Source organism: Mesorhizobium sp. B2-3-15 (assembly GCF_006442875.1).
Classification (GTDB): domain Bacteria; phylum Pseudomonadota; class Alphaproteobacteria; order Rhizobiales; family Rhizobiaceae; genus Mesorhizobium; species Mesorhizobium australicum.
Map to the genome: position 1 here is coordinate 90,660 of NZ_VFVO01000001.1, position 23,051 is coordinate 113,710.

24 protein-coding genes are annotated in these 23,051 nt (G+C 63.3%); 11 read left to right on the plus strand and 13 right to left on the minus strand.

Annotated elements, in window-relative coordinates:
- Positions 1-12 precede the first annotated feature (12 nt).
- Entirely contained in the window at positions 13-1,041 is a 1,029-nt protein-coding gene (locus tag FJ954_RS00415) for a zinc-dependent alcohol dehydrogenase family protein (protein WP_140660063.1), read from the plus strand.
- Positions 1,042-1,145: 104 nt separating this feature from the next.
- On the opposite strand, the gene FJ954_RS00420 is transcribed toward FJ954_RS00415, so the two are convergent.
- Entirely contained in the window at positions 1,146-2,255 is a 1,110-nt protein-coding gene (locus FJ954_RS00420; RefSeq protein WP_027142806.1) for a TRAP transporter substrate-binding protein, read from the minus strand.
- A 262-nt stretch (positions 2,256-2,517) separates the two neighbouring features.
- Between FJ954_RS00420 and FJ954_RS00425 the strand changes: the two genes are divergently transcribed.
- Positions 2,518-3,291 carry a gamma-glutamyl-gamma-aminobutyrate hydrolase family protein gene (locus FJ954_RS00425; protein ID WP_041163249.1) on the plus strand — a complete coding sequence of 258 codons (774 nt, stop codon included), beginning with the start codon at positions 2,518-2,520 and terminating at the stop codon, positions 3,289-3,291.
- Here the strand turns inward: FJ954_RS00425 and FJ954_RS00430 are convergent, their stop codons facing one another.
- From FJ954_RS00430 to FJ954_RS00450, 5 genes are all read right to left on the minus strand, one after another.
- On the minus strand, positions 3,292-3,696 hold the full coding sequence (locus tag FJ954_RS00430) for a hypothetical protein (protein ID WP_181177725.1): 405 nt from the start codon (positions 3,694-3,696) through the stop codon (positions 3,292-3,294).
- Positions 3,697-3,775: 79 nt separating this feature from the next.
- Positions 3,776-4,759 (minus strand): 2-hydroxyacid dehydrogenase, encoded by a 984-nt coding sequence (locus FJ954_RS00435; RefSeq protein WP_140660065.1) that lies wholly within the window; start codon positions 4,757-4,759, stop codon positions 3,776-3,778.
- On the minus strand, positions 4,756-5,778 hold the full coding sequence (locus FJ954_RS00440; protein WP_023772401.1) for a LacI family DNA-binding transcriptional regulator: 1,023 nt from the start codon (positions 5,776-5,778) through the stop codon (positions 4,756-4,758). The genes FJ954_RS00435 and FJ954_RS00440 overlap by 4 nt, the downstream gene beginning before the upstream one ends.
- 66 nt (positions 5,779-5,844) lie before the next feature.
- On the minus strand, positions 5,845-6,729 hold the full coding sequence (locus FJ954_RS00445; RefSeq protein WP_041163585.1) for a DMT family transporter: 885 nt from the start codon (positions 6,727-6,729) through the stop codon (positions 5,845-5,847).
- A gap of 194 nt (positions 6,730-6,923) precedes the next feature.
- A complete protein-coding gene (locus tag FJ954_RS00450) occupies positions 6,924-7,331 on the minus strand; it encodes a DUF2000 family protein (RefSeq protein WP_140660066.1) in 408 nt (135 codons plus the stop codon).
- A gap of 54 nt (positions 7,332-7,385) precedes the next feature.
- Between FJ954_RS00450 and FJ954_RS00455 the strand changes: the two genes are divergently transcribed.
- Complete coding sequence (locus tag FJ954_RS00455) at positions 7,386-8,255, plus strand: AraC family transcriptional regulator (RefSeq protein WP_140660067.1); 870 nt, start codon at positions 7,386-7,388, stop codon at positions 8,253-8,255.
- Positions 8,256-8,267: 12 nt separating this feature from the next.
- Here FJ954_RS00455 and FJ954_RS00460 read toward each other — a convergent pair whose 3' ends face one another.
- Together FJ954_RS00460 and FJ954_RS00465 are read right to left on the minus strand one after the other, a co-directional pair.
- Entirely contained in the window at positions 8,268-8,738 is a 471-nt protein-coding gene (locus tag FJ954_RS00460) for a MarR family transcriptional regulator (protein ID WP_015314298.1), read from the minus strand.
- A gap of 2 nt (positions 8,739-8,740) precedes the next feature.
- The gene (locus FJ954_RS00465; protein WP_140660068.1) at positions 8,741-9,025 is read right to left on the minus strand and encodes a hypothetical protein; all 285 of its coding nucleotides are present in this window, start codon (positions 9,023-9,025) and stop codon (positions 8,741-8,743) included.
- A gap of 135 nt (positions 9,026-9,160) precedes the next feature.
- Here FJ954_RS00465 and FJ954_RS00470 point away from each other — a divergent pair, with 135 nt between their 5' ends.
- From FJ954_RS00470 to FJ954_RS00485, 4 genes are all read left to right on the plus strand, one after another.
- The gene (locus FJ954_RS00470; protein ID WP_140660069.1) at positions 9,161-10,219 is read left to right on the plus strand and encodes a GTP-binding protein; all 1,059 of its coding nucleotides are present in this window, start codon (positions 9,161-9,163) and stop codon (positions 10,217-10,219) included.
- A gap of 78 nt (positions 10,220-10,297) precedes the next feature.
- Complete coding sequence (locus FJ954_RS00475; protein WP_015314300.1) at positions 10,298-10,576, plus strand: DUF1778 domain-containing protein; 279 nt, start codon at positions 10,298-10,300, stop codon at positions 10,574-10,576.
- Positions 10,573-11,100 carry a GNAT family N-acetyltransferase gene (locus FJ954_RS00480; protein ID WP_140660070.1) on the plus strand — a complete coding sequence of 176 codons (528 nt, stop codon included), beginning with the start codon at positions 10,573-10,575 and terminating at the stop codon, positions 11,098-11,100. The genes FJ954_RS00475 and FJ954_RS00480 overlap by 4 nt, the downstream gene beginning before the upstream one ends.
- A gap of 101 nt (positions 11,101-11,201) precedes the next feature.
- On the plus strand, positions 11,202-12,176 hold the full coding sequence (locus tag FJ954_RS00485; protein ID WP_015314302.1) for a WD40 repeat domain-containing protein: 975 nt from the start codon (positions 11,202-11,204) through the stop codon (positions 12,174-12,176).
- Between the two features lie 13 nt (positions 12,177-12,189).
- Here FJ954_RS00485 and FJ954_RS00490 read toward each other — a convergent pair whose 3' ends face one another.
- Positions 12,190-12,642, minus strand: coding sequence for a hypothetical protein (locus FJ954_RS00490; protein WP_140615032.1), 453 nt, complete (start codon positions 12,640-12,642; stop codon positions 12,190-12,192).
- 158 nt (positions 12,643-12,800) lie between these two features.
- Here FJ954_RS00490 and FJ954_RS00495 point away from each other — a divergent pair, with 158 nt between their 5' ends.
- The 4 genes from FJ954_RS00495 to FJ954_RS00510 all read left to right on the plus strand — a co-directional run bounded on the left by FJ954_RS00495 (position 12,801) and on the right by FJ954_RS00510 (position 18,390).
- Entirely contained in the window at positions 12,801-14,180 is a 1,380-nt protein-coding gene (locus tag FJ954_RS00495; RefSeq protein ID WP_140660071.1) for an aspartate aminotransferase family protein, read from the plus strand.
- Positions 14,181-14,212: 32 nt separating this feature from the next.
- A complete protein-coding gene (locus tag FJ954_RS00500; protein ID WP_140660072.1) occupies positions 14,213-15,598 on the plus strand; it encodes a glutamine synthetase family protein in 1,386 nt (461 codons plus the stop codon).
- 84 nt (positions 15,599-15,682) lie between these two features.
- The gene (locus FJ954_RS00505) at positions 15,683-16,918 is read left to right on the plus strand and encodes a putative DNA modification/repair radical SAM protein (protein ID WP_140660073.1); all 1,236 of its coding nucleotides are present in this window, start codon (positions 15,683-15,685) and stop codon (positions 16,916-16,918) included.
- Positions 16,919-16,920: 2 nt separating this feature from the next.
- Positions 16,921-18,390 (plus strand): UdgX family uracil-DNA binding protein, encoded by a 1,470-nt coding sequence (locus FJ954_RS00510; protein ID WP_140660074.1) that lies wholly within the window; start codon positions 16,921-16,923, stop codon positions 18,388-18,390.
- Between the two features lie 9 nt (positions 18,391-18,399).
- On the opposite strand, the gene FJ954_RS00515 is transcribed toward FJ954_RS00510, so the two are convergent.
- The 4 genes from FJ954_RS00515 to FJ954_RS00530 all read right to left on the minus strand — a co-directional run bounded on the left by FJ954_RS00515 (position 18,400) and on the right by FJ954_RS00530 (position 22,957).
- The gene (locus FJ954_RS00515; protein WP_140660075.1) at positions 18,400-19,665 is read right to left on the minus strand and encodes a glycerate kinase; all 1,266 of its coding nucleotides are present in this window, start codon (positions 19,663-19,665) and stop codon (positions 18,400-18,402) included.
- A 175-nt stretch (positions 19,666-19,840) separates the two neighbouring features.
- On the minus strand, positions 19,841-20,347 hold the full coding sequence (locus FJ954_RS00520) for a heme-degrading domain-containing protein (protein WP_015314309.1): 507 nt from the start codon (positions 20,345-20,347) through the stop codon (positions 19,841-19,843).
- Between the two features lie 76 nt (positions 20,348-20,423).
- Complete coding sequence (gene guaD, locus FJ954_RS00525) at positions 20,424-21,737, minus strand: guanine deaminase (RefSeq protein ID WP_140660076.1); 1,314 nt, start codon at positions 21,735-21,737, stop codon at positions 20,424-20,426.
- Positions 21,738-21,739: 2 nt separating this feature from the next.
- Positions 21,740-22,957 (minus strand): urate hydroxylase PuuD, encoded by a 1,218-nt coding sequence (locus tag FJ954_RS00530; protein WP_015314311.1) that lies wholly within the window; start codon positions 22,955-22,957, stop codon positions 21,740-21,742.
- Positions 22,958-23,051: the final 94 nt, after the last annotated feature.

Below are 23,051 nucleotides of genomic sequence, written 5' to 3' on the forward strand. Positions count from 1 at the left end.
GGAAACGATGCCATGAAAGCCGTGCGGTTGGAGGCAGTGGGCAGCATCTCGTTGCGCGAGATCGCCAAACCGGTCCCGGGCCCGGACGACCTCCTGGTGCGGATCGAAGCCTGCGGTGTCTGCGGCACCGACCGGCATCTTTTCCACGGCGAGTTCCCCTGCAGGCCGCCAGTGACACCCGGGCACGAATTCTCCGGCATCGTCGAGGCAATCGGCACCGCCGTCTCCGGCTTTGCCGTCGGCGACCGCGTCACCGGCGACCCCAACATCGCCTGCGGGCGCTGCGGCCATTGCCATGCCGGCCGCGTCAATTTGTGCGGCAATCTCACCGCCATCGGCATCCACCGCGACGGCGGCTTTGCCGACTATGTGGTGATTCCGCAGAAACAGGCCTTTGTCCTTCCCGCCAATCTGAAGCCAACTCATGGTGCTTTCTGCGAGCCGCTCGGCTGCTGCCTGCACGGCGTCGACCTTGCCGAGATCAAGCCAGGCAGCTCGGTGGTCGTGCTCGGCGGCGGCGTCATCGGCCTGCTTACCGTGCAACTGGCGCGGCTGGCCGGGGCCACCACCATCATCCTGTCGACACGGCAAGCCTCGCGGCGCGCTCTTGCCAGCGAATTCGGTGCGACGGCGACGGTCGATCCCGCCGCCACCGATGTGATCGAGGCCATCGCCGGTCCGGCCGGACTGATGCCCGGTGGCGCCGACGTGGTGTTCGAATGCGCCGGTGTGCGCGAGACCGTCGAGCAGTCGATGAGGCTGGCAAGGGCGGGCGGCACCGTCGTTATCGTCGGCGTGACGCCGCAAGGCATGAAGGTGGAATTCGAGCCCTTCGACCTGTTGTTCCGCGAACTCAAGGTAGTGGGCTCATTCCTCAATCCCTACACGCATAGCCGCGCCGCCGAGCTTATCGCGTCGGGCGTGATCGAGATCGATCGGTTGATCTCCAGGCAAGTCACGCTCGAAGAGGCGCCAGGGGTGATCGCCAACCCGCCGGCTCCTGGTGAAGTGAAGGTGCTGGTGGTGCCAGGTATGGGCTGAGGTTCAGGCTTCGCGGCATTTGGCAATTGCCGTCGCCGTCGAGCAAAGAAAAGCCCCGGGGAACAAAAATGCCCCGAGGCTTTCGAAAAGCAAAGTACGATCGCCTACAGCTTGCCGTTGCGCTGCTGGACCATCATGAAGGTGTCGTAATTGTATTCGGCCACCTGCGCCCAGAGATAGTGCTCCTTGCGGAAGCCCTTGATCGATTCCCAGATCTTCTTGAACGGCGCGTTCGAGGCTTCCATTTCGGCGTAGACCTCGTTGGCCTTCTCGAAGCAGGCGGCCATGATCTCCTGGCTGAATGGGCGCAGTTTGGCGCCGCCGGCCACCAGCCGCTTCACCGCCGGAGGGTTCACATAGTCGTATTTCTGCAGCATGTTGGCGTCCGCGGCCTGGGCGCACGTCCGCAGCAGCGACTTGTAGGTCGGCGAAAGCTCGTCGTATTTCGCCTTGTTGAACATCAGGTGGACGGTCGGGCCGCCTTCCCACCAGCCGGGATAGTAATAATAGGGCGCGACCTTGTAGAAGCCGAGCTTCTCGTCGTCATAGGGGCCGACCCATTCGGCGGCGTCGATGGTGCCTTTTTCCAGCGCCGGGTAGATGTCGCCGCCGGCGATCTGCTGCGGCACCACGCCGAGCTTCTGCACCACTTTGCCGGCAAAGCCGCCAATGCGCATCTTGAGGCCGGAGAGGTCGGCGACGGTGTTGATCTCCTTGCGGAACCAGCCGCCCATCTGCACGCCGGTGTTGCCGCCCGGCAGGCCGAACAGACCTTGCGTGGCGAGAAACTCATTGAACAGATCGATGCCGCCGCCATGGTAGTGCCATGCATTCATGCCGCGCGCGTTGAGCGAAAAGGGCACCGCCGCACCCAGCGCCCATGTCGGGTCCTTGCCCCAGTAATAATATGCCACCGTGTGGCAGGCCTCGACCGTGCCGGCCGTGGTGGCGTCGGCGGCCTGCAGGCCGGGAACAAGCTCGCCCGCGGCAAAGACCTGGATCTGGAAATTGCCGTCGGTGGCTTCCGACAGCATCTTGGAGAACACTTCGGCCCCGCCATAGATGGTGTCGAGCGACTTCGGGAAGGACGACGCCAATCGCCATGTCACCTTGGGGTTGGACTGGGCGATTGCCGGTGCGGCGAGCGTGGCCGCCGCTGCGGCTGCGCCGACGCCGGTGACGCCGGCCTTGCGGATAAATGAACGACGATCCATGCAGTTCCTCCCTTTTGGACCAACAAACCGACGTTCGGGAAATCCTCGGCTCCCGCATCGGTTCGCTCGAAACAATACACGGGCAAGGAGTCGAGTCCAGCACGCCGGCCGGATTTGATGCGAAGCCATGCGACCCTGCAACTATAGTCTAACAGGCGGTTTCGTGGCCCATGCGACACGCTGAGACTTGGCTGGAAAAATGGCCGGGGATCGCTTATTTTAAAGGCAGGATATCCCTTGCCAGATGGAAGACAGACCCAAAATGCAGCAGCCGCTCGTCGCCATATCGACCGACGTCCGTCAGTTCGACAACTACACCTGGCATGCCGCCCCCCAACAATATCTGGAAGCAGCAATCGTAGGTGCCGGCGTTTTCCCACTGCTCGTGCCATCGTTCGGCGACCGGCTGGACTTCGACGAACTTCTGTCGTCGGTCGACGGCGTCATGCTGACGGGCTCGAAATCCAACGTCGACCCCTCGCTCTATGGCGGCGATGCCAGCGAAGCGAACGGCCCTTATGACACCGCGCGCGACGCTACGACGCTGCCGCTGATCCGCAAGGCGATCGAGCGCGGCGTGCCGCTGCTTGCCATCTGCCGCGGCATCCAGGAATTGAACGTGGCGCTCGGCGGCACACTGGGGACCGAGATCCAGGAGCGCGAGGGGTCGCTGGACCACCGTGCGGCGGTGAGCGACAAACAGGATGAGCGCTTCGCCATTCACCAGACCATTTCGATCAAGCCAGGCAGTTGCCTGGCAGGCGTGTTCGGCGCCGGCGACATCAAGGTCAATTCCTTGCATCGCCAGGCGATTGACCGACTGGGATCGAAGCTCGAGATCGAGGCTGTCGCCACCGACGGCACGGTCGAAGCGGTTTCAGTCAAGGGTGCCCGCGCCTTCGCCGTCGGCGTCCAGTGGCATCCCGAATACTGGGTCAAGTCGGACAGCAATTCCGCCAAGATTTTTCGCGCTTTCGGCGATGCGGTGCGCCTGCATGCCGCCGCGAAAGCCGGCGCGCGGGCGGCGGCGGAGTAGTCAGTTTCCAGGTTTCAGCCCACCGTCTGATGCCAGCGACAGCAACGGCTGGGCCGGCGCGTAGGATTCGTAGCCATCGCCATCAGCCACGGCAAAGGTGACGATCGGATCGATGCCGTTGGCGCTGAAGGCAACGGTTCCGTCGTTTTGCTCGCGCCAGAATTTAGCCCGCTCGAGGCCCGGCAGGAGCCGTCGGCAATTCGGCGCCACCGTCAGCAGCGACAGGCCATCCGAGACCGAGGCGCCGCGCGTGACCGCGCATGCGCCTTCGTCGCCGTTGGCAATCAGTCTGTAGGCATTGGAAGGCGTGGCCTCATTGGCAATGCTTTCCCCGCTGCCGTCATGAAACAGCTGAACGCCGCCAAACAGCGCGGCGGCGGCGATCAATGCAAAAAGCGTTTTCATCATTCCTCATCCAGCACACAGGATGAAGAATGATTTCAAAGGGTTAAGCCGACGTTAATAAATATGGCAGTGCCACCGCTCAAGGGCGAGCCTTCACATGCGCCGTCTCGGGCACTGGTGTCAGCGGCCTGCGGTCGCTGAACCACGACACCAGATTGTCGACGCATAGATCGGCCATGGCGCGGCGTGTGTGCTCCGAGGCCGAGCCGACATGCGGCAACAGAGAGGCGTTTGGTAAGCCGAGCAACGCCTTGGGGACATTCGGCTCGTCGGCGAAGACATCGAGCCCGGCGGCGGCGATGGTGCCGTCGGCGAGAGCGGCCGCAAGCGCCGCCTCGTCGACGGTGCTGCCGCGGCCGATGTTGACGAAGACGCCGTTCGCGCCGAGCGCCGACAGGATCTCGGCATTGACCGCTTTCTGTGTCGAAGCACCGCCGGGCGCCACCGAAATCAGCGTGTCGACTGCCTCGGCCAAGCCCTTCAGCGTGTCGTGGTATTGATAGGACAGGCCTTCGACCCGGCGTCGGTTGTGATAGGCGATCGGCAGGCCGAAGGCCTCCAGCCGCCGTGCAATGGCTTGTCCGATGCGGCCCATGCCGAAAATACCGACGCGGCGCGCGCGCAAGGTCAGCCGGCTCAGCGGATAGTTGCCCTTCTTCGCCCAGCTGCCGTCACGCAGCCAGGTTTCGGCACGCGGCAGGTCGCGCACCGTGTTGATCAGCAGCCCGATCGCGGTGTCGGCGACCTCTTCGGTCAGCACGTCGGGCGTGTTGGTGACCATGATGTTTTTCGCCGCCGCATGGCCGACATCGACCGAATCATAGCCGACGCCGAACGAGGCGATGAGTTCGAGCTTCGGCAACGCGTCCATCATCGCCGCACTGATGCCGGCAAAGGATGCGATGCCGCGCACCGCGCGGCGCATCTCGTCGGTGACCAGCGCGGGATCGGCGCGCTCGATGCCGATGCGATTGAACGTCCGGTCGATACGCGCGACGGCGTGGTCGCTGAAATCGGCCGGCACCAGAATGGCAACGGCTCCCAATTGTTCGGCCTTGGTCATGCACGCTCCACCGGCTTGCCGGTCGACTGGCGCACATGCAGTTCCGGCTTGATCAATTCCTGCGAGGGCCGCACCGTCTGTCCGTTGAGCTTGTCGAGCAGCGCGCTGGCGGCGCGGCGGCCAACCTCGCGCTGGCCGTTCCAGACGGTGGTCAGCGCCGGCGTGGCTATCGCCGCCTCTTCGAGGTCGTCATAGCCGGTGACGGAGATGTCGACGCCCGGCACAAGGCCGGCACGCGCAATGCCGTTCATCAGGCCGATGGCGACGAGGTCGTTCCAGCAGCAGGCCGCAGTCGGCCTGTCCTTAAGCGCCAGGAACTGCCCAGCGGCCTCGAAACCGGCCTGCTTGGTGCGCGGGCCTGATATGCGCCAGGACGGCCTGACTTCGAGCCCGGCCGCCTCCATGGCGTTGACATAGCCCTGGTAGCGATCGCGGCCGGTCGAGGTCTGGTCGGTGCCGCCGATCATGGCGATGCGCTTGTGGCCGAGCGAGATCAGATGGTTGGTGGCGAGGCCCGTGCCATAGGCATCGTCGCCGCGAAACACCGGTACGTCGGCACCCTCGACGGTGCGCGCGATCAGCACCGCCGGCAGCCCATTCTCCTCGGCCATGACGATATCGGACGCCGGCGTGCCGATAGCCGGCGACATGATGACGCCATCGGCGCCGAGCTGCAGCAATGTATCGATGAAGGTGCGCTGTTTTTCGAGCTGATCGTAGTGATTGGACAGGATGAAGGTCTGCCGGCTGCGGTCGAGCTCACTCTCGATCGAGCGCAGAATCTCGGCGAAGAACGGGTTCATGATGTCGTGGACGACGACACCGACAATGCCCGAGCGCGAGGTGCGCAGGCTGGCGGCGCGGCGGTTGTAGATATAGCCGATGGCGCGCGCATGTTCCTTGATGCGGTCGCGCGTCGAGCCGGCAACCAGCGGGCTGTCGCGCAGTGCCAAGGATACGGTGGCCGTGGACACGCCGAGCGCATCCGCGATCGTCGACAGCTTGATCTTCTGTGCCAGCCTTTCGCTCCCCGTCGTTTTTTTAAACTGTTTAAGGGCGGCCTTATGCCATCGATCCGGGCCAAATCAAAGTTTTTTTGCCAGCGCCTCGGCCTCGACATCCGAGGCCGCACGGCTGCGCAGCCTGAGCCGATGTTCGCGATGGACGATGTAGAGGCCGCTGGCGACGATGATGGCGGCGCCGACCAGCGTCCAGCGGTCGGGGAACTGCTTGAAGACAAGCCAGCCCGAAATGATCATCCACACCATTTGCGAATAGGGATATGGCGCGAGCGCTGTGGTCGTCGCCAGCCGATAGGCCTGGACCAGCAACCAGTGGCCGACACCGCCGAACACGCCAAGCATGAGCAGCACGGACCAGTGCCAGCCATCATGCGGCAGGGAAAATGAAAACGGCAGCAAGGGCAGCAGCAGGACCGTCGGCGCCAACGCCGAGAACAAGATCAGGCTCTCCGGAGTCTCGGTCGCCGACATGCGGCGCGTCATGATGACATAGAAGCAGTTCGACAGCATCGAGCCGAGCGCGAAGAGATGTCCGATGCCGAAAACGCCGACACCGGGCCGCGTGATGATCAGGACCCCGGCGAAAGCGGCCAGGATAGCCAGCCAGCGCCGCCATCCGGCCCATTCGCCGAGCAGCGGCCCGGCAAGGGCGGTGATCACCATCGGCCCGAAGAAATAGATCGACGTCGTCTCGGCCAGTTGCAGGGAGCGCAGCGCCAGGACATTGAACATGGTCGAGCCGAACAGGAACGCGCCGCGCATCACATGCGCCGGCAGGTTGACCGGCCGAAATCGCCTCGGTTCGCGCCAGCCACGCAGCAGCGCTCCAACCAGCACGACATGCACGGCAAAGCGCACCCAGGCGACGATCAGGACGGAGACGCCGGCCAGGACGAGATATTTGCTGCTGGTGTCGAGGAAGGTGAAGAAGACATAGGTGGTCAGCATGCACAGGATCGCCACCGGCGGCGTCGCGCTTTCGACATGTCTTTGGGAAGGATTCACGTGCAGGCCGGGGAAAAGCTGGACTGGAACCCCACCTTTGCGGGAATTGCGGCTTGCCGGCAAGCCAATTGTCGCCCGCAGCCGCGCCTAAGCTCGCTGGTACAACAACAGTCGGCGTCAGGCTTAGCCTTCGGGCGCTACGCGTGCATGCGGGCGCCCTTGGTTATCTTGTCGACCACCTTCTTCTCGGCACGCAGCGCTATGCCGACCACCTTGGCATCTTCGGGCGCGAATTCGGCAAAGACGGCGCGGTTGGCGGCATCGAAGCCGGTCGAGAACATTTCCTCGACATAGAGCGAGGTGGTGACGCCGCGTTCCAGCGCACGCCGATGGATCGCACTCATCGTTGCCTGGTCGGCCGAGAGCACGATGACCGGCTGGATCGACATGGGATTGTAGAGATTGCCGGCGCGGTCGCGATAGGGCCCGCCGATGATGTCGGGGAATTGCGCGACAATGCCGCTGGTCAGGAAGGCGGTGACGTTGAGTTTCTGCCAGACGGCCAGGTCTTGCCGCAGCACGATTGCAAATTTCGTATCGAACATGGGAAAGTGAGCCATTTCAAGGTTAGGCCCCGTGTAGCGAGGCTGAAGGAGACGATGTCGTTCGATCTAGACCGTCAGGCCTTCGAGGGTCTTGGACGTTTGTGCGCCGATGCCGCTGAAAACTGCATCTTCTCCGCTCGCGACCCCGCGGGGATGGAGCGCATCGAGGCGCGGTTTCACGGCAGCGCCTTCGATCCGCATCGCCACGACACCTACGCGATCGGGGTGACGCTGCGCGGCGTGCAGACCTTCCGCTATCGCGGCGCGGCACGGCTGAGCCTGCCCGGCCAGGTCATCGTGCTGCATCCGGACGAGTTGCACGATGGCGGCGCCGGCACGGAAGAAGGCCTGCGCTACAGGATGCTCTATCTTGAGCCGTCACTGATGCTCGACTGTCTCGGCGGCACGGCGCTGCCCTTCGTCAGGGACGGCGTGGTGACGGACGAGGCCTTCTGCGCGACCCTGCTGTCGGCGCTCGGGCCGTTGGAGCAGGAACTCGACGAGCTGTTCGTCGACGACTTCCTGGCGCGACTGATGCAAAGTCTGAACCGGCATGCCGGCAAGCCGGCAAAGCCAATAGCCGGGACGGCGTGGCGGGCGGCGACACTGGCGGGTGAGTATCTCACGGAAAACCTCGACCGGCCCGTGCGTTCGGGTGAGTTGGAAGCCGTCACGGGTCTCGACCGCTATGCCCTGTCGAGACATTTCCGCGCGGCCTTCTCGACCAGCCCGCATCGTTTCCTGGTAATGCGCCGGCTTCAGCGCGCGCGCAGGATGATCGCCGCCGGCGTGCCCTTGGTACAGATCGCGATCGAGGCCGGCTTCAGCGACCAGAGCCACTTCAACAGGCAATTCAAGAAAGCGTTCGGCATGACGCCGGGCCGTTGGTCGTCCTTGATCCACGGAAATACCGCGGCCGCCTGACGGCCGGAGAGATCAGTCATCCGACTCGGCGTCGTCGTCGATCAGCACCAGTTCCTCGTTGGAGAGGTTGGCCTCGATGCGGGCGAGCAGCTTGAACAGCGCCTTCTGGTCCTTCTTGTCGAGGCCCTTAAGCGCCTGCTTTTCGGTCTTCTTCACCGACTTCTCAATGGCGCGGATGGTTTCACGGCCGGTATCGGTGAGGAAGATATGGGCTTGGCGGGCATCGGAGTCGGACGCGCGTTTCTCCAGAAAACCCTGTGCCTGCAGCCGGTTGATGGTCTTGGTGATGGTCGGCGGACGCACGCCAAGACGCCCGGCGAGATTGCCCGGCGTCTGGCCGTCCTCACGGTCCAGCGCCAGCATGATCTGGTCCTGGCCGGCGTAAAAGCCATGCGCCAGGAGCCGTGCCGCCAGCGCGGTCCTTGCCAGCCTTGCCGCTGAATGCAGCCGGCTCATCGTTGCAGTCTTGTCCGCCTTGGCCATGGTCATCCCTCTTCGGCCGTACCGGTGCGCACAGCATAGACGCAGCCGGCCGGTTGGCAATCGACGATCGAAAAAGATTCCGGCATCCGAAACAGCTTTGCCGGCAAGCATTTGCGGTGTCCGCCGTGGTGATGCCAGATGTTTATTTCAGTTAGATGACAAACGAGTTTCGGGTGAAGGGAATTCGGAGCGACCGCTGCGTGAATGCGATCCGACGACCGGACAGCCCTGGCAAGAGGCCCGTTGATCATTCCGCCGCCGGGGAGGGCGGCCGCTTCCGCGGCCATGATGGCGGGACAATCCCGGTCGGCAGCTTTGGCCCATGGTTTGCCCCGTGCAAAAGCCCGGCGCACATCCTATATGGAACCGACAATCCCTTTTCGCGGCCTGAATTTCAGGGCCTAGTCATTTCGAGGCAAGCCATGAGCGAAGCGCAGACACAGATCCCCGTAACCGTCCTCACCGGCTATCTCGGCGCCGGCAAGACGACGCTGCTCAACCGCATCCTGTCGGAAAACCACGGCAAGCGCTACGCCGTCATCGTCAACGAATTCGGCGAGATCGGCATCGACAACGACCTGATCGTGGAATCAGACGAGGAGATCTACGAGATGAACAATGGCTGCGTCTGCTGCACGGTGCGCGGCGACCTGATCCGTGTCGTCGAGGGCCTGATGCGGCGGCCCGGCCGCTTCGACGCCATCGTCGTCGAGACCACCGGTCTCGCCGATCCTGTGCCGGTGGCGCAGACCTTCTTCATGGACGACGACGTGCGCTCCAAGACCAAGCTCGATGCCGTGGTGGCCCTGGTCGACGCCAAGCACCTGCCGCTCAGGCTCAAGGATTCCAAGGAAGCCGAGGACCAGATCGCCTTCGCCGACGTCGTCGTGCTCAACAAGACCGACCTCGTCACCCCGGAAGAACTCGCCAAGGTCGAGGCGACGATCCGCGCGATCAACCCGGCCGCCAAAATTCACCGCACGACGCGCGCCGGCGTCGCCCTGTCGGAAGTGCTCGACCGTGGCGCCTTCGACCTGTCCAGGGCGCTGGAGAACGATCCGCATTTCCTCGAAGCGCATGATGAACATGATCACCATGACCACGATCATGATCATCACGACCATGATCATCATCACCACGATGGGCACGACCACCACCATCACGCTCATCCGTCCGACATCCATGATGTGACGGTGCAGTCGGTGTCGCTGCGCGGCGGCGAGATGGACCCGAAGAAATTCTTCCCGTGGATCGAGAAGGTCACCCAGATGGAAGGCCCCAACATCCTGCGGCTGAAAGGCATCATCGCGCTCAAGGGCGATGACGAGCGCTATGTCATCCAAGGCGTGCACATGATCATCGAGGGCGACCGCCAGCGCGCCTGGAAGGACGGCGAAAAGCACGAAAGCCGGCTGGTGTTCATCGGACGCGAACTCGACGCTGAACGGCTGAAGAAGAGCTTTGACGCCTGCCAGGCCTAGGTTCAGCCACACGATTCAAAGCTTGAATTGTGCGATACGTACACATATCATGTGTACGTATCGCGATGAGGAATGACCATGCCTAGACCTGCGGACAACAAGACCGAGCGCTACCAAATCCGCATTCCCCCTTCGGAGAAGGCGATGATCGCGCGCGCCGCTGCGCTCTCGCACAAAGACATGGCAGACTTCATCCTCGATAAGATCGTGCCTGCGGCGCAGGCGGTGATTGATGCGGCTGAAGTGACGAAGGTGTCCGACCGCGACTTTAAGCGCATCCTGGACCTGCTGGAACACCCGCCAAAACCCAACGCCAGGCTCAAGGCGGCGATTGCGGCCTTGCCGGACACTTTGTGACTCTTCCGTCCTGGCACGAGGAGCCAATAGCAAAACGCCACGATCGAGCGTCCTTCGATTGTGGCGACCTGCAGATGAACGAATTTCTGCAGCGGTTCGCGCGACAGAGTCATGATCAGAATGCGGCCAAGACCTTCTGCGCGATCGGCGATACAGCTTCGGAACGTGTACTCGGTTTTTATACGATCGCGCCGTCCGCCGTCGCTCATGAAGCCGTTCCCGCAGCCCTGACGAGAGGCTTGGCACGACACGAAGTTTCCGGCTTCAAGCTTGGCCGTCTTGCCACCGATCGCACCGTCGCCAGGCAAGGCCTCGGAGGTCAGTTGCTTGCCGCGGCGGCATTGCGCTGCCTGCGGCTTGCGGGAGAAGGGGGCGGCATTCTGCTCATCATCGACGCCAAGAGCGAGCGGGCGGCAAAGTGGTATGCAAGCTACGGCGCCGAGCGTCTCATAGGATCGGATTTGACTCTGGTGATGCCGTTGGCAGCATTCGCTGCGGATCTACGAGCCAAGGGGCTGCTTTGACGCCTGCCCCTTCATCACTTGCCAATCCCGATGGTTGTCGGAACCGCAAACGTCGAGTAAGCCGCCTCTACAATTCTAATCCAGTCGAACAAAGATAACCCATGCCCACAGTTGCCCCGCTTGATCTCGAAGGCCATTGCGTCGCCGCCGTCTTCCTCGGCGACGTGCCGCATTTCGCGCTGGCCGATGGTGCTGTCCATCGGCTCGACAATGGCCACAAGACGGTGCAGGCCAATGACGGGCTGCTTGCCGCCTTCCATGACGCGGCCAACGACCGGCTGATCACCGGCGGCGAGGACGGCAAGGTTTTTGCCGTGAAAGCCGGCGGCGAGACCCAGGAGGTGGCGAACGCGGGAAAAAAATGGATCACCAGCGTTGCCGCCGGGCCGCAAGGAGCCATCGCCTATGCCACGGGCAAGACCGCCTTCGTGCGCTTCGCCGATGGCAAGACCCGGGAATTTGCCCATCCGCGCTCGGTCGAGGGGCTGGCCTTCTCGCCCAAGGGCATGCGCTTCGGCGTCGCCCGCTACAATGGCGCGACGCTGCATTTCCCCGCCGCCGAGGGCAAGCCGGTGGAACTGGAATGGGCGGGCGCGCACACCGGCATCACCTTCTCGCCGGACGGCGCCTTTCTGGTCACCACCATGCAGGAAAACGCCCTGCATGGCTGGAAGCTGGCCGACGGCAAGCACATGCGCATGAGCGGCTATCCCGGCAAGGTCAAGAGCCTGTCATGGAGCGTGAAAGGCAAGTGGCTGGCCAGTTCCGGCGCGCCGGCGGCGATCGTCTGGCCGTTTTCGGGCAAGGACGGCCCGATGGGCAAGGCGCCGCTGGAACTCGGCACGCGCGGCAATGCCATGGTGACGGCGGTCGCCTGCCATCCGAGCCAGGACGTCGTCGCAGTCGGTTACGACGACGGCATGGTGATGGCCGTGCGCTTTTCCGACGCCAAGGAAGTGCTTTTGCGGCGACCGGGCAAGGGCGCCATCACCACGATGATGTGGGACAGGGAAGAACGCCGCGTCGCCTTCGGCAGCGCCGCCGGCGACTGTGGCGTCATCGACATCACGGCCTAGCCGGGATGGCCGATCACTCGGCCCCGCAGGAGATCTTGCCGGTCAGATCGACGGGCTTGCCGTCGCTTTCCTTGTCGGCGGTGCTGTCATAGACAGCGAGCTTGTAATGCCCGTCATAGACGCCCTCGTCGCTGGCCCTGGTCAGGATCGTCAATTCGACCGAACTGTAGATCTTGGCGACCTGCTGCTCGTGGTAGATGTTTAGCCGCAGTTCCTTGTCGTCGAGCCAATACTGGGTGAGGTTCGCATCCTCTAACACCGTCTTGCGCAATGGATCACCCGTGGGCCTTGCCTTGATTTCGAGGTCGCCGCGGAAATTGAAAGTCGGGCCGCCCATGCCCGTGGTGACGCCGGCATCAACCTGGAATTTGACCTGTGAATCATCGACGGTGCACCAGATACCGCCGGTCGCGAACGCCGTACCGGCCGACAGGAAGAGCATGGTCACGCAGATGATCGTCCGCATTCTTTCCCCCGCTTGTCGTTGCCGACAGCATTGGCGCCGACTTCGCAAGCGGGGTCAAGCGCCCGCCGCAGGCGACTGAGCCAATGCAGAACGGACGCACGGCCAATTGCCGTTGCGGAGGTGGATTGGGTAAGTAGGAATGAGCCAGAGGGATTTTCATGCACGGCAGCGATAGTTCAAAGACCATCGGCGGGATCAGCCGCGACCGCATCGCGCAATTGCGCGAGACGGAAGGGGCAGCCTTTCGCGAGGCGCGGCCGAGATCACAAACCAAGGTCGGCAACGGCCTGCCCGGCTTCTTCGGCGGCGTGCCGATGCACTGGATGAACGATTGGCCGACACCGTTTCCGATCCTGGTCGACAGCGCCCGAGGCGCCACGATCACCGACATGGACGGCAACAAGCTCGACGATTTCTGCCTCGGCGACACCGGTTCGATGTTTGGCCACTCGCCTCCCCCGGTGGCGCGCGCCATTCGCCGCCAGGCCGGGCGCGGCCTGACCTATATGCTGCCTTCCGAGGATGCGCTGGCCATCGGGCTGCTGCTGCAGCAGCGCTTCGGCCTGCCGTTCTGGCAGATCGCGACCACGGCGACCGACGCCAATCGCTTCGCGCTGCGCGTCGCCCGTGCGGTTACCGGGCGGGAAAAGATCCTGGTCTTCAACGGCTGCTATCACGGCTCGGTGGACGAGACGATGGTGCGGCTGATCGACGGCAAGCCCGTCAACCGGCCGGGACTGGCGGGCGAATTCCGCGACCTGACCCGCACGGCCAACGTCATCGAGTTCAACGACGTTGCCGCACTGGAAGCCGCGCTCAAGGACAGGGACGTTGCCTGCGTCATCGCCGAGCCGGTGCTGACCAATTCCTGCATGGTACTTGCCGACCCTGGCTACCATGATGCGCTGCGAAAATTGACGCGTGAAGCCGGCACCCTGCTCTTGATCGACGAGACGCATACGATCTCGACCGGTCCTGGTGGTTACACCAGTAAATATGGGCTGGAGCCCGACTTGTTCGTGCTGGGCAAGCCGATTGCCGGCGGCGTTCCGGCGAGCGTCTGGGGCATGAGCGAGGAGGTCGCCTCGCGCTATGCCGACTATAACAGGACGAAAGAGCCGGGATATTCCGGCATGGGCACGACGCTGTCGGCCAACCCGCTGCAGTTCGCCGCCATGCGCGCCACGCTCGAGGAGGTGATGACGCAGGAGAATTATGACCGCATGGATCATCTGGCGCGGCGGCTCGATGCCGGGCTGACCGGCGTGATCGATCGTTACAATCTGCCCTGGCATGTCTCCCGCGTCGGGGCGCGCGTCGAGTTCATCTGCGCGCCCGGCCCGCTGCGCAATGGTGCCGAGGCGGAAGTTGCGCATGCGCCGGAACTGGAGGCTGCCATCCATGTCGCATTGGTCAATCGCGGCGCGCTGATCGCACCGTTCCACAACATGATGCTGATCTCGCCGGCAACGTCAGGCACCCAGGTCAACCGGCTGATCGCCGCGTTCGGCGCGGTTGCGGCAAAGCTTGCGGCGTGAGACAAGCGCCCAAGCCAAATTTGAGTGCGATCATGACCTCACCTTCGGGCTCGACGCCCACCGAGGCGCAAGCCTTCCTCGACGCCCATCCCGAGATCGAGGCCTTCGATATCGTGCTGACCGACGCCAATGGTGTGGGGCGCGGCAAGATCGTGCGCCGGCATGAGCTGAAAAGCATTTTCGAGGGCGGCCGGCACATGCCGATCTCCATTCTCGGCCTCGACATCACCGGCGAGGATGTGCACGAAACCGGGCTGATCTGGGACAGCGGCGACGGCGATCTGAGGGCCTGGCCGATTCCGGGCACGCTGGTGCCGCTTTACGGCACGAAGCCGCCGCGCGGCCAACTGCTGATGGCGATGTATTATCTCGACGGCCAGCCAATGTCGTCGGATCCGCGGCTGGCGCTTGCCCGGCAGGTCGGCATATTGGCGGCCAAGGGACTCTATCCCGCCGGTGCCTTCGAGCTCGAGTTTTTTCTGCTGGCCAATGAGCGCGACGCCGACGGCAAGGTGCAGCCGGCGCGCGCGGTGCTCGATGGCCGCGTCTCGGGCAAGACCGAAGTTTATTCAGTCGACCATCTGCACGGCATGGAGCCGTTGTTCTCCGACATCTACGCCGCCGCCAAGGCGCAAGGCATTCCGGCCGAGACGGTGATTTCCGAATATGCGCCCGGCCAGTACGAACTGACGCTGAATTACCGCAAGGACGTGATGCGGGCGGCCGACGATCTGGTCATGCTGAAGCGGCTGGTGCGGGCGCAGGCGCGCCGCCATGGTGTCACCGCCTGCTTCATGGCCAAGCCGATCGAGAAATATGCCGGCTCCGGTATGCATTTCCATGTCTCGCTGCAGGACAAGGACGGCCGAAACGTCTTTGCGGAAGCCGCCGGCGAGAGCTGGTCGCTGCCGCTGCTGCGTGGCCTCGGCGGGCTGATCCAGACCATGGCGGAATCAATGCTGGTGTTTGCGCCGCATGCCAATTCCTGGCGGCGCTTCGTCTCGCAATCCTATGCGCCGGTGGCGCCGAGCTGGGGCGTCAACAACCGCTCGGTGGCGTTGCGCGTGCCGGCCGGCGATGCAAAGAACCGGCGCATCGAGCATCGTCCATCAGGCGTCGACGCCAATCCGTATCTGATTGCCGCGACGGTGCTTGCCGGCATCGTCAAGGGCCTCGACGAAGGGCTCGATCCCGGCCCCGAAACGACCGGCAATGGCTATGAAGCGGCCGTCACCCGCACGACGATGCCGGCCGATTGGCGGGCCGCCATCGAAGCGGCCAAGGCGTCCAGCTTCCTGAAGGGCGCGCTCGGCGAGGACCTGCACCGCACCTTTGTGGCGATCAAGCAGTCCGAGTACCTGCGCGTGGCGCGCACGGTGAGCGAGCTGGACTATCATCTCTATCTGCACGAAGTCTGATGCGGGGGACCGGCGGCGATCACTTTTTCGCCGTCACCATCAAATGAGCTGGCGCATTGGCCTTCCGGAACATATCATGAACAAATGAGCGCACTCCCTGTTCGTGAGAAACTGGCAATCCTATCCGACGCCGCCAAATACGACGCCTCCTGCGCCTCATCGGGCGCGGCGAAGAAGGATTCTTTGAAATCCGGCGGCATCGGCTCCACCGAAGGCATAGGCATCTGCCATTCCTACGCGCCGGACGGCCGCTGCATCTCGCTGCTGAAAATCCTGCTGACCAATTTCTGCATCTACGACTGCAGCTATTGCATCAACCGCTCGTCCTCGAATGTGCGGCGCGCCCGCTTCGGCATCGACGAGGTGGTGAAGCTGACCATGGATTTCTACCGGCGCAATTATGTCGAAGGGCTTTTCCTGTCCTCGGGCGTCATCCGTTCGCCTGACGAGACCATGGGCGAGATGGTCGAGGTGGCGCGGCGGCTGCGGCTGGAGGAAAAATTCTCCGGCTATATCCATCTCAAAACCATCCCCGAGAGTTCGGCGGACCTGATCGAGAAGGCCGGGCTCTATGCCGACCGCCTGTCGATCAATGTCGAATTGCCCACCGACGAGGGCGTGAAGAAGCTGGCGCCGGAAAAGAGGCCGGAGACAATCCGGCTTTCCATGGCCAATTTGCGCCGGAAGATGGAGGAAAAAGCCGAGCCGACGTTGCGGACCAAAAAACGCGAACGCTTCGCCCCGGGTGGCCAGTCGACGCAGATGATCATTGGCGCGGACAACACCTCCGACGACGGCATCCTGCACGCCAGCGCCCGGCTGTATGGCAGCTACCATTTGCGGCGCGTCTATTACTCGGCCTTCAGTCCGATCCCCGATTCCTCGTCATCGCTCCCGCTCCGGAAGCCGCCGCTGATGCGCGAACACCGGCTCTACCAGGCCGACTGGCTGATGCGCTTCTACGGATTTTCGCAGCCTGAAATCCTGGCCGGCAGCAGCGATGGCATGCTCGATCTCGCCATCGATCCGAAACTTGCCTGGGCGCTGCGCAACCGGGGACGTTTCCCCATCGACGTCAACCGCGCCGACCGCGAAGCGCTGTTGCGCGTGCCTGGCCTGGGAACCAAGGTTGTCGCCAAAATCCTCGAAACCCGCCGCTACCGGCGACTGCGGCTCGAGGATGTCGGCCGGCTCTGCCATTCGATCGCCAAGCTCAGGCCCTTCATCATCGCCGAAGGCTGGTCGCCAGGCGCGCTCACAGACAAGGCCGGACTCCGCGGCAAGATCGTGCAATCCTGCGAACAACTGGCGCTGTTTTGACGATGCCGCCAGCCGAGCTCGACCTCACCCGCCACACCGTTTGGCTTGAAAGCCAGACCGATTTCGCCGGCTGGCGCGACGCGGCTCGGCGGCTGGCGTTGAATGAGGTCAGCCCCGGGGACATCAGCTGGCATGTCGTAGCCGGTCTCGACCGGCCGCCAAGCGAATTGCCTGACGTGCCGCAGGGCGCTGAGCTCATTGTGCCACGCGATTTCATCGGCCAAGCCGAGACCGCCTTCTGCCATTCCGATCCCGGACGTTTCGCCTTTCTCTACAGGCTGCTGCGGCGGCTGCGCACCGAGCCCAAATTGCTGGCGATCGCATCGGATCCCTACACCAAACGGCTTGAAGCCATGGAAAAGTCGGTGCGGCGCGACAGCCACAAGATGCACGCCTTCGTCCGCTTCCGGAAGATCGGCGACGGCGAGGATGAACGCTATGTCGCCTGGTTGGAACCCGACCATTTCATCGTCGAGCGCAATGCGGATTTCTTCGTCAGGCGTTTTACCGGCATGCGCTGGACGATCCTGACGCCTTACGCGTCCGCCGATTGGGATGGCGAGAGGCTGGCGATCGGGCCGGGCGCGGCCAAGGGCGATGCGCCAGACAAGGACGATACCGAGACGCTGTGGAGGACTTATTTCGAGAACATCTTCAATCCGGCACGCCTCAAGGTGAAGGCCATGCAAAAGGAGATGCCGAAGAAATATTGGCGGAACCTTCCCGAGGCTTCGCTCATTCCTGACTTGATCGCAGGAGCGGACGAGGCCGCCAGGGATATGATTGCGAAGATGCCGACAATGCCCGCGCCGCACCACGCCAAGGTGCAGGCGAGGCACTGGCCTAAGCATGAGCCTACCGAAGCGCCTGAGGACGATGCCGCGCACACGGTTTCCGAATTGCGCGAGGCCGCCAAGGGATGCCGCCGCTGTCCGCTTTGGCGCGATGCGACGCAGACCGTATTCGGCGAAGGGCCTGACAACGCCAAGGTGATTTTCGTCGGCGAACAGCCGGGCGACCAGGAAGACCTCGCCGGCCAGCCGTTCGTCGGCCCGGCGGGCAAGGTTTTCGATGCCATATTGGACGATGCCGGGGTCGACCGGCTGAAGGTCTACGTCACCAACGCGGTCAAGCACTTCAAATTCGAACCGCGCGGAAAACGCCGCATCCACTCCAAGCCGAATGTCGGCGAGGTTCAAGCCTGCCGCTGGTGGCTAGACCACGAGTTTGACCTGATCAAGCCGAATCTCGCCGTGGCGCTCGGCGCCACGGCGGCGCTATCCCTGCTTGGCAAGGCGGTCCCGGTGACCAAGATGCGGGGCCAGGTGATCGAACGCGAGGATGGCTTGCGTGTCTTCCTCACCATCCATCCCTCCTTCATCCTGCGCATTCGGGATCACGCCGGCAAAGAAGCCGAACGCGAGCGGTTTTTGCAGGATATGAAGCAGGTGAAGAAGCTGATAGCGGCTTGATCTGCCGGTTTAGCGGATGAGAATTGCTCGGAGATCGTTCACGTTCGTGCCGGTCGGGCCGGGCACGAAGAGATCGCCAACGGCATTGAAGGCCGTCCAGGCATTGTTTCCGGCCAGCATCGCCTTGGCATCCACACCCGCCGCGCGCATGCGCGAAACGGTCGAGCCGTCGGCGAAGGCGCCGGCATTGTCTTCCGAGCCGTCGATGCCGTCAGTGTCGGCCGCCAGGGCGTGAATGCCTTCGATGCCATTGATGCCAATGGCGAAGGCAAGCAGGAATTCCGAATTGCGGCCACCCTTGCCTTTGGCCCGCAGCGTGACGGTGGTCTCCCCGCCCGAGAGGATCAGAACCGGCTTTTGGAAGGGCCGGTTGCGCGTCGCCACTTCGCGGGCGATGGCCGCGTGGACGCCGCCGACCTCGCGTGCTTCGCCTTCGATGGCATCGGAGAGGATGACGGCTTCGATGCCTTGCCGCCTCGCTTCCACCGCTGCCGCTTCCAGCGACACGCCGGCCGATGCGATCAGATGCACCTCGTTGCGCGCAAAGCGCTGATCGCCGGGATCTGGGGCGTCGGCCGCCGGCGACTGGATATGCGCCATGACCGCATCCGGCAGTTTCATGCCATAGGCTGATATCGAAGCCAGGGCATTCTCACGGCTGCCGACATCGGGAACGGTTGGGCCGGAGGCGACAAGGGCCGGATTGTCGCCGGGGATGTCGGAGACCACCAGCGATACCACCTTGGCCGGCCAGGCCGCGGCAGCCAGCCGGCCGCCTTTGATGGTGGAGAGGTGTTTGCGGATGGTATTCATCGCCGCGATCGGCGCGCCGGAGGCAAGCAGCGCCTCGTTGACGGCGATCTCGTCGGCCAGCGTCAGGCCGGCGGCCGGAGACGGCAGCAGCGCCGAACCGCCGCCGGAAATCAGCGCCACGACCAGATCGTCCGCTGTCAGCCCTTGCACCTTCTCCAGCAGGCGCCGCGAGGCCTCGAGCCCGGCGGCGTCCGGCACCGGGTGTGCGGCCTCGATAATCTCGATGCGCTCGCATTTGGCGCCATAGCCGTAGCGGGTAACGACCAGGCCTTCGATCGTCTCATCCCAGACCTTCTCGAAGGCCGCCGCCATCTGCGCCGAGCCCTTGCCGGCACCGATGACGATGGTGCGGCCCTTCGGCTTTGCCGGCAAATGATCGCGAATGGTCTTTTCCGGATCGGCGGCCGCGACGGCGGCGTCGAAGATGGAGATGAGGAAGGATTTGGGATCGAGCACGGTCATCCTTGGCTGCCATTGGCGATTTGCGAATAGCCGCAAGGCTGGCCCCGCCCCTCATCCGCCTCCCCGCACCTTCTCCCCGTATAGTGACGGGGAGAAGGGAAGCGCTCCAGCGTTGGTGCCCCCTTCTCCCCGTCTCTATACGGGGAGAGGGTGAGGGGGAGGGTCAGCGCTGACGTCACGATTTTTCTTCCGGCGGCAGAGCAAGCTGGCCTGCATCGATGGCCAGGTAATCGCACAGCGCATCGACCACCACGCCATGATCCTGGCGCTCAGGCAGGCCAGAGACCGCGATCACGCCGATGACACCGACGCCCTTGACCGCAACCGGAAAGCCGCCGCCGGCCAACACATAGTCAGCAATATCGAGCCCCTCGCCGATCTTGAAGGTGCGGTCGGGGCGCTGCTGCTCCAGCACCAGCCGGTAAGTGCTTCTGAGATAGCGCTTCACGACATTGATTTTGCGCCGCGCCCAGTCGGGATTGGAAGCGTTCGAGCCCGGCATCGCGGCATAGAACAGCGGCCGGTCGAAGGTCCTGATGTCGACGATGATGGGCAAGTCTTCCCGGAGCGCCCGGTCGCGGATGGCCGAACCGATCTCGAAGGCGACAGCCTCGTCGAAGGCCGTGAAGACAAGCGTCTCTTCCTGTCTCTTGATCAGAGCGATGTCGTCAGCAACGGCCATGTCGTTCCCCTGTCAACTTCGCCGCACGCTTTGACCGATGGCTGCCGCCGGGTCAAGCAGGGAACACGCCGCAGTGCTAAATTGCTATGTCGCTCTTGGCAGGCCGCCCCGCGACATAGACCTCGCGCACCGCGCGGTCGTCTCCCAGCGTCTGCAGCAGGAACAGTTCCTGCGCCAGCGTCTCGACCGTTTCCATCCTGAGCCGCATCGCCGGCGTCGCCCTGGCATCGAGCACGACGATATCGGCGTCGGTGCCATCCTCCAGCGTGCCGATCCTGTCCGCCACCGACAGCGCCTCGGCGTTGCCACGCGTGATCTGCCAGAATGACTGGAACGGGTTGAGCTTCTCACCATTGAGCGCGATTACCTTGTAGCCCTCTTCCATGGTACGCAGCATCGAATAGTTGGTGCCGCCGCCGACATCGGTGGCGGCCGCGATGCGCAATGGTTTGTCGCGGCGGCGAAAGCGCTGATAGTCGAACAGGCCGGAGCCGAGGAACAGGTTGGAGGTCGGGCAGAATACCGCCACCGAACCGCTGTCCGAAAGCGCGTCCGCCTCACGCTCCGACAAATGAATGCAATGGCCGAACAGGCTCTTTTTGCCAAGCAGCCCGTAATGTTCGTAAACATCGGTGTAGTCGCGCGACCAGGGGTAGAGCTGTTGCGTGAAGGCGATCTCGGCGTGGTTTTCCGACAGATGCGTCTGCATGTGCAGGTCGGGATGTTCGCGGCACAGCGCGCCGGCCATCTCCATCTGCTCCGGTGAGGAGGTGATGGCAAAGCGTGGCGTGATGGCATAAAGCTGGCGGCCCTTGCCGTGCCACTCGGCGATCAGCGCCTTGGTGTCGTCATAGCCGGATTGCGGCGTGTCGAGCACGCCTTCGGGCGCGTTGCGGTCCATCATCACCTTGCCGGCGATGTTGAGCATGTCGCGCGCGTGCGACTCGGCGAAGAACGCTTCCGTCGACGCCTTGTGCACCGAACAGTACGCGGCGACCGTCGTCGTGCCATGGCGCACCGTCTCATCAAGGAACAGGCGCGCGATGGGGCGGCCATGCTGCGCGTTGGCGAATTTTGCTTCTTCGGGAAAGGTGTAGGTGTTCAGCCAGTCTAGCAGTTCGGCGCCATAGGAAGCGATGATCTGCATCTGCGGGAAATGCACATGGGCATCGATGAAGCCCGGCAGCAACAGATGCGGCCGGTGATCGATCTTTTTCGTCCCCTCGCCAGCCTGTTTCTCGACATCGGCGTAGGCGCCCGACGCAACGATCCTGCCGTCGCTTATCAGCAGGCCGCCATCTTCCTCGTAGCGCCAGGCGGAGTGGTCGTCGATGGCTTGCGGCCAGCGCACGAAGGACAGCGTGCGGCCGCGCAGAAGTGTCGAGGTCATGCTTATTTCCCCGCGCCTTCGAACCAGGCGACCAGCAGCGCCCGCTCCTTGTCGGTGATCTCTGTGACATTGGCGGGCGGCATGGCGTGGCTGCGGCCTGCCTGCAGGTAAATCTCGCGGGCATGATCGGCAATGCCCGCGTCCGTATCCAGCATCACCCCCTTGGGCGCGTGGTAGATGCCCTCGTAGACCGGCTCCGCGGCATGGCACATCGAGCAGCGGCCAAGCACGGTGTCGCGCACCGCCGGGAAATGCGCCGAAGCGATATAGACTTGCGCCGAGGCGGAAACCTTGGGTTCACCGGTCAGCACCTTCGGCACGGTCGACAGCCAGATGATGATGAGGAACAGGACAAGGGCGCCCAGCCAGGTCCAGTGCGGGTTGCCGGCACGTTTGTGCACGCTGTTGAAATAGTGGCGGATCAAGACACCGATGATGAACACCAGCGAGGCGATGACCCAGTTGAACTGTGTCCCGAACGCCAGCGGATAGTGGTTCGACAGCATCAGGAACAGCACGGGCAGCGTCAGATAGTTGTTGTGGAGCGAACGCTGCTTGGCGATCTTGCCGTACTTCGGATCCGGCTTGCGTCCTGCGATGAGGTCGGCGACGACGATCTTCTGGTTCGGAATGATGACCATGAAGACATTGGCCGACATGATCGTCGCGGTGATGGCGCCAAGATGCAGGAAGGCGGCGCGGCCGGTGAACAGATGCGTCAGTCCCCAGGCGATGAACACCAGCACGCAATAGAGAACCAGCATCAGGCCGGTGTCGCTTTTGCCGAGCGGCGAGCGGCACAGGAGATCATAGACCACCCAGCCGACGCCGATCGTCGCCATCGACAGCAGGATGCCTATTGGCACCGACATCGGCAGCACATTGGGATCGATCAGGAACAGGTCCGCTCCGGCGTAATAAACCACGCACAGCATGGCGAAACCGGACAGCCAGGTGGCGTAGGATTCCCACTTGAACCAGGTCAGATGCTCGGGCATCTCGGCCGGCGCCACCAGATATTTCTGGATGTGGTAGAAGCCACCGCCATGCACCTGCCATTCCTCGCCGAAGGCGCCGACGGGCATGCCTGGTCGCTGGCGCAGGCCCAGATCGAGCGCGACGAAATAGAAGGACGAGCCGATCCAGGCGATGCCGGTGACGACGTGCAGCCAGCGCACGGCGAAGCTCAGCCAGTCCCAGAAAATCGCGAAATCCATCATTGAAGTCGTCCCTGCCGATGACGCGACTTTAAGGTGTGGCGCGTAAACGGAAAGAGGCGAGGTGTGCGATGACTTTCAAAAAAAATTGGAAAAT

Coding starts and splice junctions, on each gene's coding strand:
- FJ954_RS00470 (WP_140660069.1), top strand. CDS start 9,161: ATGAGCGAAGCGCAGACACAGATCCCCGTAACCGTCCTCACCGGCTAT.
- FJ954_RS00420 (WP_027142806.1), bottom strand. CDS start 2,255: ATGGATCGTCGTTCATTTATCCGCAAGGCCGGCGTCACCGGCGTCGGC.
- FJ954_RS00430 (WP_181177725.1), bottom strand. CDS start 3,696: ATGAAAACGCTTTTTGCATTGATCGCCGCCGCCGCGCTGTTTGGCGGC.
- FJ954_RS00500 (WP_140660072.1), top strand. CDS start 14,213: ATGACCTCACCTTCGGGCTCGACGCCCACCGAGGCGCAAGCCTTCCTC.
- FJ954_RS00460 (WP_015314298.1), bottom strand. CDS start 8,738: ATGGCCAAGGCGGACAAGACTGCAACGATGAGCCGGCTGCATTCAGCG.
- FJ954_RS00435 (WP_140660065.1), bottom strand. CDS start 4,759: ATGACCAAGGCCGAACAATTGGGAGCCGTTGCCATTCTGGTGCCGGCC.
- FJ954_RS00530 (WP_015314311.1), bottom strand. CDS start 22,957: ATGATGGATTTCGCGATTTTCTGGGACTGGCTGAGCTTCGCCGTGCGC.
- FJ954_RS00415 (WP_140660063.1), top strand. CDS start 13: ATGAAAGCCGTGCGGTTGGAGGCAGTGGGCAGCATCTCGTTGCGCGAG.
- guaD (WP_140660076.1), bottom strand. CDS start 21,737: ATGACCTCGACACTTCTGCGCGGCCGCACGCTGTCCTTCGTGCGCTGG.
- FJ954_RS00475 (WP_015314300.1), top strand. CDS start 10,298: ATGCCTAGACCTGCGGACAACAAGACCGAGCGCTACCAAATCCGCATT.
- FJ954_RS00425 (WP_041163249.1), top strand. CDS start 2,518: ATGCAGCAGCCGCTCGTCGCCATATCGACCGACGTCCGTCAGTTCGAC.
- FJ954_RS00455 (WP_140660067.1), top strand. CDS start 7,386: ATGTCGTTCGATCTAGACCGTCAGGCCTTCGAGGGTCTTGGACGTTTG.
- FJ954_RS00485 (WP_015314302.1), top strand. CDS start 11,202: ATGCCCACAGTTGCCCCGCTTGATCTCGAAGGCCATTGCGTCGCCGCC.
- FJ954_RS00515 (WP_140660075.1), bottom strand. CDS start 19,665: ATGACCGTGCTCGATCCCAAATCCTTCCTCATCTCCATCTTCGACGCC.
- FJ954_RS00520 (WP_015314309.1), bottom strand. CDS start 20,347: ATGGCCGTTGCTGACGACATCGCTCTGATCAAGAGACAGGAAGAGACG.
- FJ954_RS00510 (WP_140660074.1), top strand. CDS start 16,921: ATGCCGCCAGCCGAGCTCGACCTCACCCGCCACACCGTTTGGCTTGAA.
- FJ954_RS00465 (WP_140660068.1), bottom strand. CDS start 9,025: ATGGCCGCGGAAGCGGCCGCCCTCCCCGGCGGCGGAATGATCAACGGG.
- FJ954_RS00505 (WP_140660073.1), top strand. CDS start 15,683: ATGAGCGCACTCCCTGTTCGTGAGAAACTGGCAATCCTATCCGACGCC.
- FJ954_RS00490 (WP_140615032.1), bottom strand. CDS start 12,642: ATGCGGACGATCATCTGCGTGACCATGCTCTTCCTGTCGGCCGGTACG.
- FJ954_RS00445 (WP_041163585.1), bottom strand. CDS start 6,729: ATGCTGACCACCTATGTCTTCTTCACCTTCCTCGACACCAGCAGCAAA.
- FJ954_RS00495 (WP_140660071.1), top strand. CDS start 12,801: ATGCACGGCAGCGATAGTTCAAAGACCATCGGCGGGATCAGCCGCGAC.
- FJ954_RS00450 (WP_140660066.1), bottom strand. CDS start 7,331: ATGTTCGATACGAAATTTGCAATCGTGCTGCGGCAAGACCTGGCCGTC.